The organism is Clostridium nitrophenolicum (genome assembly GCF_055391695.1).
On sequence record NZ_AP042469.1, the window covers coordinates 2769458 to 2786066 of the forward strand.

The following is a 16609-nucleotide window of genomic DNA, read 5'->3' on the forward strand; positions in this document are numbered from 1 at the left end:
ATTATAAAGTAAAATTTACGAGGAGATAGATGTAAAAATGAGCAGAAGATTAGAACATACCTATGGAAAAACATTAAGAGGAATATTTTTCGCAGTAAATCCTCTAAAAAAGAAAATATTAAAAACTCATTGCACTGTTCACAAGTTTATAATAATGCAGGCTGTTGAAATACTTAAAAATGATGGGTATGAAAAGGAGTATGACTTCTTTAAGCAGCATATAAATGCCTTGAATACTGGTGTAGCCTGGGCTGATCAGGATTTTAAAAGCTCCAATCATTTTTATCATGTAAGTAAGGGAAAAGGGTTATACGGCTTTTCGGATGCTTTAACAGAATGTAGAAACTATTATAATAAATCTATGGCGTATATGAATACAGGAGATTTGAATAGAGGGTTATTCTATTTTGGAGCCTCCTGTCATCTGGTTCAAGATGCCACAGTGCCGCAACACGTAAATAATAAACTTTTAAAAAGTCATAGAAAGTTTGAACTATGGATTATAAGTAGACTTCTTACCGATTATTCCTTTATAGCTAAAGAAGGAGCTGTAATTTATGATACTATAGAAGATTTCATAAGAAACAATGCTATTATGGCAAACAGCACCTATATGAAAAATATACCTGTTGAATCTCGAGATGAAAAGTATGGTAAAATAGCAACAATCATATTAAAAGAAGCTCAGCGTACTACTGCCGGCTTCATGGTTAGATATTATAATGAATTAAAAAATAAAGAAATTCTTCCTTAAAATGGAGGAATTTCTTTTTTTGTGAAGAAAATATATATTTATATATCTATACTATTTTAAACAAAAGTATTAATAATAAAGGTAGGTGGTACGTATTGAAAAAAGACATATTTATAAATATGGAGAGAGAGACATTTAGAGGGAATATACTAGATATTGGTCTAGAAAACCATGGTATATTTTATAATATATATAAACAATATAATGATGATGTGAATGTAGAGTATCTTAGTGGAAAAGAAGAGAAAGAAAAGATAAGTGAAGATTTTTACGATAGCTGTATACTCTTCTTTTCTTTCAGCAGTATATGGTTTAAAAAAAGAAAGAAGGGCTTCATAGCTGATATATATAGATATTTAAATAAAGATGGAATATTATATATATGGGATATTGATAAAGGTTATGGAAAGCTGTTTAATGGGCGTTTAAAGATTGTTATACCTGAAAGTAGGATGAGACAAATAAATGTAAAAGAGTTAAATATATTTAAGAATACTTCAAAAGAAAATACAATTAAGTTATTAGAAGGTTACTTTGATATATTAGATTCTAAATCTTCCGATGGTATATATTATATAAAGGCAAAGAAAAAAGTCCAACTAAAAAAGAAGGATAGTGATAAAATCTCACAGGAAAGTATTGAGGTGAAAGATGAGAGTAGTGTTAATAGCGCTTAATTCTAAAAATGCACTTCAAGGCAGCTTCAAGAAAATAGGCTAGCATCTTTGACTTATTATTTTCTTTCAGATGTCTAAAATAATTGATTTAAAGGCTTTTAATAATGTATACTATATAAAGTGCTTAAGGAACAATAGTATTTCTAGCAAGCAAGGAAGGAAATCGAAAGGAAGTGCAAGAATGAAAGTAGTATTAACAGCGCTTGATTCAAAATTTATTCATAGTAATTTAGCGGTAAGGTATTTGAAAGCCTATACAAAAGACTTAAATTATGAGTGTGTTATAAAAGAATTTACTGTAAATGATAGGCTAGAAAAATTATTGGAAGAAATTATAGCAGAACATCCTGATGTACTGGCTTTTTCTTGTTATATATGGAATATAGAAATGGTTAAGGCACTGGCAAGATTAGTGAAACTAGTAAACCCTAAAATCGAAATATTCTATGGAGGACCTGAGGTTTCTTACGATAGTGAAAGCTTTTTAAGTGAGAACCCTGGTGAATATGTAATATGCGGAGAAGGTGAAGAAACATATTATGAATTCATAAACTGGCTGCTTTGGAAAAGAGAAAATAGAATATCTGAAGAAGAAGCAAATAATAAATTGAAAACCATAAAAGGGTTAAGTTTTAAAATAGATGAACAGGTGCAATTTAATGGTGAAAGACCTCTAATGGATATGAGAAAAATAGTTTTCCCATATACACTAGAGGATAATCTTGAAAATAGAATAGTATATTTTGAATCTTCTCGTGGTTGTCCATTTAAGTGTAAATACTGTTTATCTTCAACAATACATAATGTTAGATTTTTGAATATAGATAGGGTAAAAAAGGAACTGAAATTCTTAGTAGATAAGGGAGCTAAGCTCATTAAATTTGTTGATAGAACTTTTAATTGCAATGCTAAATTTGCCACTGAAATATGGGAGTTTTTAATAAGCTTAGACACAGAGGCGACTTTTCATTTCGAAATTTCAGCAGATATACTAACAGGCGAGCAAATAAAGCTTTTGGCTACAGCACCAAAGGGAAGAATTCAGTTTGAGGTAGGAGTTCAGACTACAAATAATGAAGTTCTTAGAAATATAAATAGATATGTTAATTTCGAAGATATAAGAGAAAAGGTTGAGGAATTAGAAAAAATCAGAAATATAATGCAACACCTTGACTTAATCGCAGGGCTTCCAGGGGAGGATTTTTATTCTTTTAAAAAGTCCTTTAATGATGTTTATTCTATCAATCCCGAAGAAATTCAGCTTGGATTTTTAAAGCTTCTAAAAGGATCAGACATGAGAGCTGAGGCTAAAAAATGGGGAATGGTATATTCACCTTATCCACCTTATGAAATTTTAAGCACAAAGGATATAAGCTATGAAGAACTGCTTATTTTAAAAAAAGTTGAAGAAGTGGTAGACAAATATTATAACTCTGGTAAGTTTAGCAATATATTAAAATATTTTATGCCTAAATTTACAAATCCTTTTGATTTTTATAAAGCATTAGGAGAATTTCTTCATAGCAGGGGATATTTAAATAGGAATATATCATCTGCAGATTATTATAAGGTATTCATTGAGTTCAATGAGGAAAAGTTCTATGGGAACACTGACAATTTAAAAGAAATAATAAAATATGATTATCTTAAATTTAATAAAAAGAAATGGATACCTGAATTTCTAAAGAGACAAAGAAGTAAGGAAGAAGAGCGAAAAATTAAGGAATTAATTAAAAATGGAGAAATTAAAGCATCAGATAATTATCATGCCGAAAAGTTTTTCATTGATGTAGAGTTGTTTATAAAATCCGGTGAGTTAAGAGAAATCGAATGTTATGTGATATTTGATCCGGAAAATAATAATGAATTTAAGCAGATAACTAAAATATAGTATTTTAATATGTTTTATTACTTTTTAGGTGCACCTATGAGCATGTAAGGAAGAGTTTAAGTAAAGATTAAATTATTATATTAGAATTTAATAAATACAACTTATGCCTATTATAAAATTTTATAATAGGCACTTTTATTATTATTAAACATAATTTGACTATTTGAATGAATGCAAATATAATTGTGTTGAAAAATGTTATTTTTATACTTTAAAATGTCGAATTGTTAAATTAACCAAGTGAGAAATATTAAGAGGTTGAAATGAAAAATATTTTTAAAGGTATTAAAGGAAAGATTATTTCTATTTTGGCTATTATATGTTTGTATTTTTTCATACCCTTTGTCAGAGTTAATGTAAATCAAGCAATTAATGTATTAAAAACTGTGGATGTTAATGCAGCTAGGGAATACATTCTTAGTTTTGGTATATGGGCTCCAGCAGTTTCTTTTTTATTAATGATACTACAATCAGTAGTTGCACCACTTCCAGCATTTATTATAACTTTTGCTAATGCAGGGCTTTTTGGATGGGTTAAGGGAGCAATACTATCGTGGTCTAGTGCTATGGCTGGAGCTGCATTATGCTATTACATTGCAAGACTTCTAGGAAGAGATGTAGTAGAAAAGCTTACAAGTAAAACGGCTTTAGAAAAAGTTGATGAGTTTTTTGAAAGATATGGTAAATATGCAGTTTTAATTGCTAGATTACTACCATTTATATCCTTTGATATAGTTAGTTATGCTGCAGGATTGACATCTATGAGCTTTGGGTCATTCTTTATAGCTACTGGTATTGGACAATTGCCAGCTACTATTGTTTACTCTTATATAGGTGGTATGCTAACAGGTACAGTGAAAACTTTTGTAATTGGTCTTTTAATGCTATTCGCTCTTAGTGCATTAATTGTTCTAATTAAAAAAATGTGGGATGATAAGAAAAATATATGAGTTCTAGCATTACTATGCTGTTGTGCTTGATGAATAAATAAAATGAATGTATAATTAATGGGTAAATATAGTTTAAAAGGAGGTAGTTTTAAAACCTGTATTGCAAAATAATTTAGCGTTATAGATAATAAACAGGTTTTAAGAAACATTTATGGCAGTTAGAGAAATAATACAATTTGGAAATAAAACCTTAACAAGGGTAAGTAGAAAAGTTGAAAAAATAGATGAAGAGGTATTAAATCTTGTACAAGATTTAAAAGATACTTTATATAGTACCGACGGTGTTGGACTAGCTGCGCCTCAGATAGGAGTATTAAAGAGAGCTATACTGATAGATCTTAGAGATGGAAGTGAGCCTATAATACTATTAAATCCTAAAATAGTTAAGAAAATAGGAAGAATAGAGGATATAGAGGGCTGCTTAAGTTATCCAGGATATGAGGGGCCAGTAGTAAGACCAAGAAGAGTAATAGTTACAGGAGTAACGATAAAGGGAGAAGAAGTGGAATATACTGCTGATGGATTCCTAGCAAGGGCCTTCTGTCATGAAATTGATCATTTAGACGGAATTATATATACAGACAAATGTAAGAAAGTGTACAAAATCGAGGAAGCAGAAGAATAATTATAGGATTAAAAGGCCGAAAGTTAACTTTCGGCCTTGCAATTCTATATATAATTTTTTTATTCTCAGTCTAGAGATATTTAACGGAAATACCTTTAGAACCAAGTATTGTTCCTGCAAATGGAAGCTTTAGCTTTCTGTAAATTAATATATCTTCTTCTAATATAAGTCCTTTTTCTATGAATACCTTTATGCCTTCATACTCATAGCAATTGTAATTTTCAGTAGGCTCAAAACCTTTCAGAACCTCAATCCAGAGGCTTTTAATTGGCATTTCGCATCATCCGCCAGAAGTAGAAATAAGTTTAACTACAATACTTCCTTCCTTTTGTTTTGCATATTCAAGAGCTTTTTCTTCAATTGTAATCATAAAAACACCTCCATACCTATTAGGGGTATAACTGAATTTTAGTATATATGCTATACTTTGTCAATATAAAAAACTATATATGGAGTAACATACGGTTTGGATAAAATGTAAATTATTCAAAAGATAGATGAGTATATTTTAAATGTGTGAGGTATGGTTATCATAATATAGGATAATCATGCCTTATTTATTTAAAATAAAATCGCAGGTCATTTGGCAGAATTGACATATTTTTAACTTAATTATACAATAAGATTTTGATACAAGATTGGAGGGATTGTATTGTGTCTTTAAATTGTGAACAAATGGAGCTAGAAAGAAAAGCCCTTAAAGGAACTAGAAAGTGGATTGATGAGGAAATTGAAAAAATTCAGCAGGATGATAAACAATTAAAAAGTAAAATAGATGATTTAAGAAAAGAATCAAAAGGTAAATATAGCGAGGAGCTAGAAACTAAAGAAAAACTTTATGCAATAACCCATAAAAATCTTCAAAAATATCACGAATCACAAAATCAACCTTACTTTGGAAGGATAGATTTTAGGGAATATAGACGGGAAAAAGAGACTTTTTATATAGGAAAGTTTGGCCTAGGAGACTTAGAAAATGGAGAAGAGAAGGTAATAGATTGGAGATCTCCTATAGCAGATCTATATTATAGTGGTACCTTTGGAGAATCCTTTTATAGAGCACCTATGGGAGTAATAAGTGGGGACCTCAGTCTTAAAAGAAAGTTTCTTGTAAAGAATTGTGAACTCATAGATGCCTTTGATGAAGGGATAAATGAAATAATTTTAAAGTCCTCCAACGAAGAAGGAAATGCATTAATAGATGAGTATCTGAGAATAAATTTAGAACAAAGTGTAAGCAGCAAATTGAAAGATGTTGTAGCTACAATACAGAAGGAGCAAAATGATATTATAAGAGCTGAAAAAAATAATGCACTTATAGTTCAAGGTTCCGCAGGCTCAGGAAAAACTACAGTAGCACTGCATCGACTAGCATATTTATTATATAAGTATAAGGAGAAACTTAGTGGTGATGATATACTAGTCATAGCGCCAAATAAGTTATTTCTAGATTACATATCTGATGTGCTGCCTGACCTTGGGGTGGATAACGTAAAGCAGAATACTTTCGAAGGGATTGCCCTTGATGTGTTAGGGGTAAAAAGCAAAGTATATTCTAAAGATAAAAAGCTCTCAGAAATACTTGAAGGGAAAGACGATGATGATTCTGAACTTATTATAAGCAGTAGTAAATTAAGAGGTACCATTGACTTTAAAGGCCTGATAGATAGATATATAGGATATATGGAAGCGAAGGATTTAGAAATAGAAGATATAAAAGTTGAACACTATACTCTATTTGAAAAGGAAGAAATACAGAGACTTTATGCAAAAGATATGGTACATTTGTCATTGAACAAGAGAAAAGATGAAATAAAGAGATATTTTAACTTAAAAATAGATGAAAAAATAAAGGCTATTCTTGATAAAATCGATTTCTCATATGAGTACCAAATATCTAGAGTAAAAAGAACCATGGAAGACAGTGCAGATAGACGAAAGAAACTTATCAAATTATATGATGAGAGAGATAATAAAAAAGAGGAAATAAAAGTAAAATCAAAAAAAGACTTTGATGATTATTTTGACGAGTGGAAACAAGTAGATACAAGAAAAATATATATAAGTTTTTTTAATGATGAAGATATCTTTAAAGAAGTAACAGCTGGGAAAATACCTGAAGCTTTAGCGCATAACATGAGAGAGGAACTAAACAGCAATTATGAAAAAGGCATAATTGATAGCGATGATTTAGCTGCTATGCTGTACCTAAAAATTAAAATAGAAGGTGTCCCAAAAAAATTTAAATATAAGCATATAGTTATTGACGAAGCTCAAGATTACAGCATTTTTCAAATTACTGTACTAAAAGAACTAGCGGAGAATAATTCTTTAACTATTGTTGGAGATGTAGGTCAAGGAATTTATTACTATAAAGGTATTGAAAATTGGGAAAAGCTTACAAATGAAGTCTTCAATGCTGAAGCTGCATACGTTCAGCTTACACAAAGTTATCGATCAACTGTAGAAATAATGGAGTTTGCAAATAAAGTGCTTTCAAAACAAAAAAACAAAATCAAACCTGCAATACCTGTATTGAGGCATGGTAAGGTCCCAGAGGTTATAGAATTTAAAACTAACAAAGAATTTTGCGAAAAGATAGATGAGATAGTTAAGGAAGTAGAAAATATTAATAAAAACAGCGTTGCAATCATAGGCAGAACTTATGAAGAGTGCAAGAAGATTAAGGAGCATATGAAGAAATATAGCAAATTTAACTGGGATTTAATTAAAGATACAGATAAAAACTTAAAGCTTAAGAAAATAATAATACCATCTTATATGACTAAAGGATTAGAATTTGACTGCAGTATACTATATAATTGCAATGAAGAGAATTATAGTAATAAGGAATTAGATAAAAAGATATTATATGTAGCTTTAACGAGAGCTCTTCACTTAGAATACGTATTTTACAATGGTAAAAAGTCAAAACTAATAGAGTAATATAGGCAGATTGTTTATTCAAAGATATTTTTTCATACTAATTTAATAGAGAAGTCAATAGTTTAAAGAGCTGCAGGACAAATTAAGATTTAAATCTTAATTTATTCTACAGCTTAAATGCTATTTGAAGTATAATCTTATTAGAAGAACTTGTAAATAAAGAATATAGTAATTATAAATTAGTTCATATTACTTATGGTCTTCTATCAGAGACAGACTTATATAAATTATTTAGAGGGAGCCAGTGAATAAATATTTGATGAGGAAAAACACTATCATTTTTCAAATTGTATTAATATGGAAAGGGGGATGTTATCATGTATAAAATTATACTTGTAGATGATGAGGAAGAGGTTAGGCGCGGCGTACTTAATAAAATTCAGTGGAATAAATATGGTTTTGAAATTATAGGAGAAGCTGAGAATGGGAAAGAGGCTCTTGAAATAGTAGAAAAAAACACTCCAGATATTGTAATTACGGACATAAAAATGCCTTTTATGGATGGAATGAAGCTTACTCAAATTATCTATGAGAGATTTCCTACGATAAAAACTATAATACTAACAGGCTTTGACGAGTTTGAATATGCAAAAACAGCTATAAAATTAAATGTTATTGAATACGTTTTAAAGCCGATATCTTCAGAAGATATTATAGAGCTGCTTATTAATGTGAAAGAGAAATTAGATAGAGAGTTTGAGGAGAAAAAGAATATTAAACTGTTAAAAGAGAGCTATATTAAAAGCCTACCTATTCTAAGGGAAAAATTTTTGAGCTCCATTATACGAGGCAACATTAACATTGATGAAATTAAGGAAAAAGAAAAAAAATACAATATCAATCTCACGGGAGAAGCTTTTCTTATATCAATAGTTGCAATCGATTACAATATAGAAAATATCAATATTAAGGATAAAGAGATTCTTATATTCCAAGTACTAAAGCTAATTGAAGAAATAATAAATAAGCATTCTGTAGGATTAGCCTTTATTGAAGATGATAATATAATTATTTTAAATATATCACAGGACAGCGACAAAAAACTAATACTAGAGAAGGCCGGTAAAGTACTTGAGGAAATAAGACAGTCTATAGTTAAATATCTAAACTTAAGCGTGACAATTGGAATTGGTACAAGCTGTGAAGATATAAGTGGAGTGAGTCTTTCTTATAAAAATGCGATTGCTGCCCTAGGCTACAGAATTATTCTAGGAAATAATAGACTTATTTTTATTGAAGATGTAGAGCCTAAAAGAGAAAATGAAATAATATTTGATAGATTAAAGGAGAGACAATTGGAAAGCTCTATAAAAACTGGAACAAAGGAAGAGATTTATTCTGTAGTAGAGAATATTTTCAGAGTTATAGAGGCTTCAAATACATCTATTGAATATTATCAAATATATCTAATACAAATTATAACTACAATTATCAAGATTGCTAAGGACTCTAATGTAAATATGAAAGACATTTTTGGAGAGAATTTTAACTTCTTCATAGAATTATATAAATTTACTACATTAACTGAAGTAAAGGAATGGATTAAGAAGATTTCAATAAAAATTTCGGAGTACATTATTAAAGGTAGAGAGGATTCAAGTAAACTTCTTGTAGATAGAGCTAAGGAATACATAGAAGAAAGATTCCAGGATTCTGAATTAAATATAAATACAATATGTAATTATCTACATATAAGTCAGGCTTATTTTAGCTATATATTTAAAAAAGACACACAAACTACTTTTGTAAGCTATCTAACACAGATAAGAATGACAAAGGCAAAAGAATTATTAAGAAACACCAATATGAAAACCTTTGTTATAGCCGAAAAAGTTGGGTTTTCTGAGCCAAATTACTTTAGCTATTGTTTTAAGAAAAACTTAGGAAAATCACCATCAGAGTATCGTAATAGTTTCAATAGAGCAAAGTAAGGAGAGTTGATATGCTTGAATTTATTAAAGAACCAGTTAGGATGTTAGTTAAATTTATAAGGAGAAGCAGTATTCAACTTATCATTACAGTTTCCTTTACCTTTGTTACTATTATGGCCATGTTATTTGTAGGTATAGCCTTGTTTAATAGATTTTCTGCGGATTCAGAGCAGAACGCTAAAACAAGTACTAAACAAATAGCTGATGAAATAAGTGTTAATATGGATTACTATTTAAAAAATATGATATATATATCCTCCTTACTTGAGAGCAATATAAAAAAAGATGAAGATTTGCCTAGTTCTCGAATTCTAAATCAGATGGAGATTATTTTGAGTACAAGGGATGATATTGTTGGATTAGCAGTTTTTACAGATAAGGGTGATGTAGCAGCTAAGTTACCTAATTTTGAGGTAAAGGGAAGAGCAAACATAAAAAATCAAAGCTGGTTTAAAGAAGCAATAAGTAATCCTGATAAAGTTAATATTTCATTACCTCATGTTCATAATATATTTTATGGCAATCATAGTTGGGTAGTTTCACTAAGTAAGTGTGTGAAATATAAAAAGGGAAATGAGGAAGCTGCAGGAGTGCTTTTGGTGGACATGAACTTTAGGTCTCTTGACCAGCTGTGCCAACAGGCAAAGTTAGGTAATATGGGATATATATATATTATTGATGATAAGGGTAATATTGTTTATCATCCCCAACAACAGTTAATATATATGGGTTTAAAGCAGGAGAATATAAAAAATGTACTAGATGAACCTTCTGGCAGTTTTATTGAAACCTTTGATAACAAACAAAGATTGGTAACTGTAAAAACAGTTAAGATTACAGGTTGGAAGATAGTTGGTATATATTATATGGACCAAGTAGCAGCTACTAAGAAAAATCTAGGTACATATGCATTCTTAATAATAATATTAGGTATTCTTTTTGTTATAGCTATTTCAACTTCTCTTTCTGCAAAAATATCCAAGCCTATAAAGGAATTAGAAAAATGTATGAAGCTTGTAGAGGAAGGTAGGTTTGATGTAGAAATAAACGTTGAAGGAGAGTATGAGGTTGTCCGGTTATCAAAGGCCTTTAATCTAATGGTGTTAAAGATTACAAACCTAATGGAACAAATAGTAAAAGAACAGGAAGAAAAGAGAAAAAGTGAGTTGGATGTACTGCAGGCTCAGATTAATCCGCATTTTCTATATAATACACTAGATTCTGTAGTTTGGATGATAGAAAATGAAAAAAATCAAGAAGCGGTTACAATGATAACAGCTCTTGCTAGATTATTTAGAATTAGCATTAGTAAAGGAAAAAATATTATAACTGTAAAAGAAGAACTAGAACATGCTAAAAACTATTTAATAATACAAAAGGTAAGATATAAAAATAAATTCCAATTCAAAATAGAAGTACAGGAAGAAGTACTTAACTATAGTACAATTAAGCTTATTCTTCAACCAATTATTGAAAATTCCATTTATCATGGAATTGAGTGTTCTGTTGATGAGGGCGAAATATTTATTTATGCAGGTATAGAGGATGATAAATTATTATTAATGGTTAAGGATACTGGATTAGGTATGAGTGAAGAATTGGCAGAAAACATTTTGGTAACTGAACATAGAAAGAGTAAAGGTTCAGGAGTGGGAATAAAGAATGTAGATGAAAGAATAAAGCTTTGTTATGGTAAAGAGTATGGATTAAAAATAGAAAGTGAGCTGGAAGTAGGAACTACAGTAAAGATTTATCTGCCATTATATATAGAATAGCTTTAAGGGAGTGGCAATAAAATGAAAATTGTTAAAAAGTTAGTTGCTGTTTGTATAGTATTCATTTTGATTTTTTGTTTAGTAATTTATTACCCTAATTTAACCTTTAGTGATGCACAAAAAAATGAAAAAATTCTTGTGGTAGGTGGGATGGCAACTGGTGATTATTGGGGTACCGTAAAAATGGGAGCAGAAGCAGCGGCAGAAGAGTGTAATGTAGCATTTAATTATATAGCTCCAAAGGATGAAAGTGATATTCAGGGACAAATAAATTTAATTGAGGATGCTTTAAATAAGGGTATAAGCGCATTAGTAGTAGCTCCAAATGATTATGAAAAGTTATCTAAGGTTATTGAAAAAGCTTATAGCAAAAGAATTCCTGTAATTGTAATGAATTCAAGAGTTAATACAAATAAATTCGATTATTATATTTCCGCTGACAATATAGATGGGGGCAGAAAGGCTGGAGATATGCTAGTAAGTATTTTAGGCACAAAATTTAAAGTGGGGATTATGAGTTCTATTGAAGGTGCAGACTCATTAATGGAAAGAGAAAAAGGCCTTCTAGATTTATTTTCTCAATATAAAGAAGTTAAAGTGGTAGCAAAGGGGTACTGCCTTTTAAATTCTGCAGCAACAAAAGAGTTAACTAAAAAAATGCTAAGTGAACATAAGGATTTAGATGCCATAGTGGCTTTAAACTCTAATGCTGCAGAGGGAGTTGCCGAGACTCTTAGTGAAATGAATTTAGAAGGAAGTATAAAGGTTATTGCCTTTGACAGTACACTTAGAGAAATTGATTATCTAGAAAAGGGTATAATTTCTGCAACCATCATTCATGATCCATTCACTATGGGTTATTTAAGTGTAAAGTATGCAATTGATGCTCTTAATAAAAATAATCTTCCGAATGTAAAATATACAATTGATATCTTTAATAAAAAGGACATTCCAAATGAAATTAAGATAAAATCCAAAATAATAGATGGTACAAATATGTATTTTCAAGAAAATGAAAAATTTTTATTCCCTGTTGTAAAATAATTATTGCATAGAATTTTTATATATTTGTATAGGATTTTATATTAATTTTTTGTAAAATTTATACTAATATAAATTTATAGAAAACATTTACAATAAAAATTAAGGGGGAATTATTAAATGAAAAAAATTCTTACATTAGTACTTTTTGCTTCACTAACAGTAGGGGCATTGGCTGGATGCGGATCAAGTAGTCAAAGTACTGGGGGATCTAGTGCAAGTAAAGATACAAAACCTACTATAGGTTGTGCTATCTATAAATTTGATGACACATTTATGACTGGTGTACGTAACGCAGTTGCTGATTCTTTAAAAGACAAAGCTACTGTAGATATAGTTGATAGCCAAAACTCACAGTCTACTCAAAATGATAAAGTTGACTTATTTATAACAAAAAAGGTTAACAGCATGATAATTAACCCAGTTGATAGAACAGCTGCTGGAGTAATTATAGATAAGGCCATGAATGCTAAAATTCCTGTTGTATTTATGAATCGTGAGCCGCTACCAGAAGATATGAAAAAATGGGATAAGGTTTACTATGTAGGAGCAAAAGCTGAGCAATCAGGTACAATGCAAGGCCAAATTATAGCAAAATACTTTAAAGATCATCCAGAAGCAGATAAAAATAAAGATGGAGTTATTCAATACGTAATGTTAAAGGGAGAACCTGGGCATCAAGATGCAGAATTAAGAACAAAATATTCAATTGAGTCTGTACAATCTGCTGGATTTAAAGTACAAAAATTAGCAGAAGATACAGGCATGTGGGATCGTGTAAAGGGACAAGAAAAAATGGCTGCATTCCTTGCATCTAATGGAGATAAGATTGAAGCTGTATTTGCAAACAACGATGATATGGCACTAGGTGCAATAGAAGCGTTAAAAGCTGCTGGATACTTCAAGGATAACAAATATATGCCTGTAGTAGGTGTTGATGCAACTGCACCAGGAGTACAAGCTATTCAAGACGGCACAATGCTAGGAACTGTTTTAAACGATGCTAAGAATCAAGGGGCTGCTTCAGCTAAGTTAGCAGAAGTTCTTGCTAAAGGTGAGACTCCAAGTAAAGAGAACATTGGTTTTGAAATTAAAGATGGTAAGTATGTTTGGATAGATTACAAAACAATCACTAAAGACAATATTAAAGATGCTAAATAGCCTTTCAATTTATTGATTATGTAGGGGATGCGGTTTTAAAATTCTCATCCCCTACTATTTTTAAAAGGTTATTAAGGAGGTCACTAAATGAGTCAAAGTGAATTTTTACTTGAAATGAACAATATAGTAAAAGAGTTCCCAGGTGTTAAAGCTTTAGATAGAGTTACTCTAAAGGTAAGACCAGGTAGTGTACATGCACTTATGGGAGAAAATGGTGCAGGAAAATCTACTTTGATGAAATGTTTATTTGGTATATATAAACATGATGCAGGAGAAATACTTTTAAATGGTGAACCAATACAAAATGATAGCTCAAAGGATGCACTAGACCGCGGTATTGCTATGATTCATCAAGAGCTCCATCCTGTTAAATATCGTAATGTGATGGAAAATATGTGGCTTGGTCGTTTTCCTTTAAAAAACTATGGAATAGTAAAATTAGTTGATGAGAAGAAGATGTATAATGATACAAAAGAACTATTTAAAAGTTTAAATTTAGATATAGACCCAAAGGTTAAGGTGGAAAATTTATCAGTTTCAATAGTTCAGCAAATGGAAATTGCAAAAGCTGTATCCTATAATGCTAAAATTATTATAATGGATGAGCCAACCTCTTCTTTAACTGAAACTGAGGTAGAACATCTATTCAAAGTCATAAGAGACTTAAAAGCTAAAGGGGTTTCTATAATTTATATTTCCCATAAAATGGAGGAAATTCTTCAGATTTCTGATGAAGTAACAATAATGAGAGATGGAACCTTAGTAGGTACATGGAAAGCTGAAGAACTTACAACTGATTTAATTATAAAGAAAATGGTAGGAAGAGATCTCACTAACAGATTCCCAGTAAGGGAGAATGTACCTGGTGAGGTAGTTTTAAAAGTAGAAGGGTTAACTTCTCCTTTTAAGAAATGCTTTAAAAATATTTCATTTGAACTTAGAAAAGGTGAAATACTTGGTATTGGAGGTCTTGTAGGAGCACAAAGAACGGAGCTTGTAGAAGCTATTTTTGGACTGCGCAGCGTAGAATCTGGTGAAATTTTCATAAATGGCGAACGAGTTAAAATAAGTTCTTCAATTGATGCAAAAAAACATAAAATTGCACTTCTAACAGAGGAAAGAAGAGTGACAGGGATATTCCCATTGTTATCCGTGCTAGAGAATACAGTAATAGCAAACATAGATAAATATGTAAATAAATTTGGATTGTTAGATGAAGATAAAAGAAAAGATGATACTAAAAAGAGTATAGAGATGCTAAAGGTAAAAACGCCTTCGTCAAAAACTCTTATACAGAATCTATCTGGTGGTAATCAGCAAAAGGTATTACTTGCTAAGTGGCTTCTTACAGATCCAGATATATTAATACTTGATGAGCCTACAAGAGGTATAGATGTAGGTGCAAAATTTGAAATTTATACTATTATTTCACAACTTGCAAAGGAAGGAAAAAGTATTATCATGATTTCCTCTGAAATGCCAGAACTTTTAGGAATGTCTGATAGAGTTATGGTAATGTGTGAAGGACATTTATCAGGAATAATAGATGGCAAATCTGCAACAGAAGAAGTAGTAATGCAGCTTGCTGCAAAATACATGGTTTAGACTGGGGAGGTTAAAAATGGAGAATGTTAATATGAATAAGACAAAAGATTTTCTAAAACAAAATGCTATTTACGTGGTCTTTGTGGTTTTAATTGTTGCTATTGCATTAAAGGATCCTCGTTTTATTTCCGTAAGTTGTTTCCGTGATATTTTAATTCAAAGTTCTACTAGAATTATTATTGCACTAGGTGCAGCTTTTGTAATATTAATGGGTGGTGCAGATCTTTCAGCAGGTAAAGTTGTTGGTTTAACAGCAGTACTTTCTGCTTCTATGCTTCAATTACCTGATTACTCAAGACGGTTCTTTCCTAATTTACCACAATTGCCTTTATTAGTGCCAATCCTTCTAGCTATAGCCGCTGGATTATTAGTTGGGTTGCTAAATGGATATATTGTTTCTAGATTTAATGTTCCAGCATTCATAGCAACCTTAGGCACAATGGTTATGGTTTATGGTGCAAACTCAATATATTTCAACCTTCCTCCTAACAATTCTCAGCCTATAGGAGGGCTAAGAGGAGATTTTTCAAAACTTGGTACGGGATCATTTTTAGGAATACCTTATATATTTATAATTGCAATGGTAATGACTCTGATAATATATATTGTATTAAACAAGACTAGACTTGGTAAAAACCTTTATGCTATTGGCGGTAACAAGGAAGCTGCTATAGTCTCCGGTATTAATGTAAAAAGATGTATGCTTTATTTATATATAATTGCTGGAGGGCTTTATGGCTTAGCTGGAGTTCTTGAAGCGGCAAGAACTGGAGGAGCTACAAATAACTATGGTAATATGTATGAGCTTGATGCAATAGCTGCCTGCGTAGTTGGAGGATGGTCTGTTTCAGGAGGAGTAGGAACAGTTCCAGGTGTTGTAATAGGGGTTCTTATATTTAGTGTTATAAACTATGGATTAACTTTTATAGGAGTAAGTCCTTACTGGCAGCAAATAATCAAAGGAATTATAATTGTTTCAGCGGTTGCTGTAGACATAAGAAAATATATTAGCAAGAGATAATGGGACTTAGTTATTAAAAAGAAAGTTCGAAATGGCAAGATAATAAAGGAGTAGCTTGCCATTTCGAGCTTTTTTCCATTTACTTTAGGCATCTTCAAAAAAATAACTAGTCAGTCTGCTAGTCTATTTTGCGTCATACTGCGTAAGCAGAGCCTATCAATAATAATTAGTATTTGATTTTTATAATTGTTATGATAAAATAGTAGAAAAGAGTAATTTAGGAATAATATAT

13 protein-coding genes are annotated in these 16609 nt (G+C 30.6%); 12 read left to right on the plus strand and 1 reads right to left on the minus strand.

Annotation, left to right across the window (positions count from 1 at the left end):
- Positions 1 to 37 precede the first annotated feature (37 nt).
- The 5 genes from ACZ5N4_RS13090 (at position 38) to def (ending at position 4897) form a co-directional block, all read left to right on the plus strand.
- On the plus strand, positions 38 to 754 hold the full coding sequence (locus ACZ5N4_RS13090) for a zinc dependent phospholipase C family protein (RefSeq protein WP_464210586.1): 717 nt from the start codon (positions 38 to 40) through the stop codon (positions 752 to 754).
- Positions 755 to 873: 119 nt separating this feature from the next.
- Positions 874 to 1431 carry a class I SAM-dependent methyltransferase gene (locus tag ACZ5N4_RS13095; RefSeq protein ID WP_464210929.1) on the plus strand — a complete coding sequence of 186 codons (558 nt, stop codon included), beginning with the start codon at positions 874 to 876 and terminating at the stop codon, positions 1429 to 1431.
- Positions 1432 to 1612: 181 nt separating this feature from the next.
- Positions 1613 to 3322, plus strand: a complete 1710-nt coding sequence (locus ACZ5N4_RS13100) for a B12-binding domain-containing radical SAM protein (protein ID WP_464210588.1) — start codon at positions 1613 to 1615, stop codon at positions 3320 to 3322.
- A gap of 263 nt (positions 3323 to 3585) precedes the next feature.
- Complete coding sequence (locus ACZ5N4_RS13105) at positions 3586 to 4272, plus strand: TVP38/TMEM64 family protein (RefSeq protein WP_464210589.1); 687 nt, start codon at positions 3586 to 3588, stop codon at positions 4270 to 4272.
- 151 nt (positions 4273 to 4423) lie between these two features.
- Complete coding sequence (gene def / locus ACZ5N4_RS13110) at positions 4424 to 4897, plus strand: peptide deformylase (protein ID WP_464210590.1); 474 nt, start codon at positions 4424 to 4426, stop codon at positions 4895 to 4897.
- Between the two features lie 70 nt (positions 4898 to 4967).
- On the opposite strand, the gene ACZ5N4_RS13115 is transcribed toward def, so the two are convergent.
- Positions 4968 to 5171 (minus strand): hypothetical protein, encoded by a 204-nt coding sequence (locus ACZ5N4_RS13115; protein WP_246517027.1) that lies wholly within the window; start codon positions 5169 to 5171, stop codon positions 4968 to 4970.
- 380 nt (positions 5172 to 5551) lie between these two features.
- On the opposite strand from ACZ5N4_RS13115, the gene helD reads away from it, so the two are divergent.
- The 7 genes from helD to mglC all read left to right on the plus strand — a co-directional run bounded on the left by helD (position 5552) and on the right by mglC (position 16377).
- Entirely contained in the window at positions 5552 to 7843 is a 2292-nt protein-coding gene (gene helD, locus ACZ5N4_RS13120; RefSeq protein WP_464210593.1) for an RNA polymerase recycling motor HelD, read from the plus strand.
- A gap of 317 nt (positions 7844 to 8160) precedes the next feature.
- Positions 8161 to 9774: a response regulator gene (locus ACZ5N4_RS13125; RefSeq protein WP_464210595.1), complete on the plus strand. Its 1614-nt coding sequence runs from the start codon at positions 8161 to 8163 to the stop codon at positions 9772 to 9774.
- Between the two features lie 11 nt (positions 9775 to 9785).
- Entirely contained in the window at positions 9786 to 11549 is a 1764-nt protein-coding gene (locus tag ACZ5N4_RS13130; protein WP_464210597.1) for a sensor histidine kinase, read from the plus strand.
- Between the two features lie 21 nt (positions 11550 to 11570).
- Entirely contained in the window at positions 11571 to 12593 is a 1023-nt protein-coding gene (locus ACZ5N4_RS13135) for a substrate-binding domain-containing protein (protein WP_464210599.1), read from the plus strand.
- Between the two features lie 117 nt (positions 12594 to 12710).
- Positions 12711 to 13751, plus strand: a complete 1041-nt coding sequence (locus ACZ5N4_RS13140) for a galactose ABC transporter substrate-binding protein (RefSeq protein WP_464210601.1) — start codon at positions 12711 to 12713, stop codon at positions 13749 to 13751.
- Positions 13752 to 13838: 87 nt separating this feature from the next.
- The gene (locus ACZ5N4_RS13145) at positions 13839 to 15356 is read left to right on the plus strand and encodes a sugar ABC transporter ATP-binding protein (RefSeq protein WP_464210603.1); all 1518 of its coding nucleotides are present in this window, start codon (positions 13839 to 13841) and stop codon (positions 15354 to 15356) included.
- Between the two features lie 16 nt (positions 15357 to 15372).
- A complete protein-coding gene (gene mglC / locus ACZ5N4_RS13150; protein WP_464210605.1) occupies positions 15373 to 16377 on the plus strand; it encodes a galactose/methyl galactoside ABC transporter permease MglC in 1005 nt (334 codons plus the stop codon).
- Positions 16378 to 16609 lie beyond the last annotated feature (232 nt).

Coding starts and splice junctions, on each gene's coding strand:
- ACZ5N4_RS13090 (WP_464210586.1), top strand. CDS start 38: ATGAGCAGAAGATTAGAACATACCTATGGAAAAACATTAAGAGGAATA.
- ACZ5N4_RS13095 (WP_464210929.1), top strand. CDS start 874: ATGGAGAGAGAGACATTTAGAGGGAATATACTAGATATTGGTCTAGAA.
- ACZ5N4_RS13100 (WP_464210588.1), top strand. CDS start 1,613: ATGAAAGTAGTATTAACAGCGCTTGATTCAAAATTTATTCATAGTAAT.
- ACZ5N4_RS13105 (WP_464210589.1), top strand. CDS start 3,586: ATGAAAAATATTTTTAAAGGTATTAAAGGAAAGATTATTTCTATTTTG.
- def (WP_464210590.1), top strand. CDS start 4,424: ATGGCAGTTAGAGAAATAATACAATTTGGAAATAAAACCTTAACAAGG.
- ACZ5N4_RS13115 (WP_246517027.1), bottom strand. CDS start 5,171: ATGCCAATTAAAAGCCTCTGGATTGAGGTTCTGAAAGGTTTTGAGCCT.
- ACZ5N4_RS13125 (WP_464210595.1), top strand. CDS start 8,161: ATGTATAAAATTATACTTGTAGATGATGAGGAAGAGGTTAGGCGCGGC.
- ACZ5N4_RS13130 (WP_464210597.1), top strand. CDS start 9,786: ATGCTTGAATTTATTAAAGAACCAGTTAGGATGTTAGTTAAATTTATA.
- ACZ5N4_RS13135 (WP_464210599.1), top strand. CDS start 11,571: ATGAAAATTGTTAAAAAGTTAGTTGCTGTTTGTATAGTATTCATTTTG.
- ACZ5N4_RS13140 (WP_464210601.1), top strand. CDS start 12,711: ATGAAAAAAATTCTTACATTAGTACTTTTTGCTTCACTAACAGTAGGG.
- ACZ5N4_RS13145 (WP_464210603.1), top strand. CDS start 13,839: ATGAGTCAAAGTGAATTTTTACTTGAAATGAACAATATAGTAAAAGAG.
- mglC (WP_464210605.1), top strand. CDS start 15,373: ATGGAGAATGTTAATATGAATAAGACAAAAGATTTTCTAAAACAAAAT.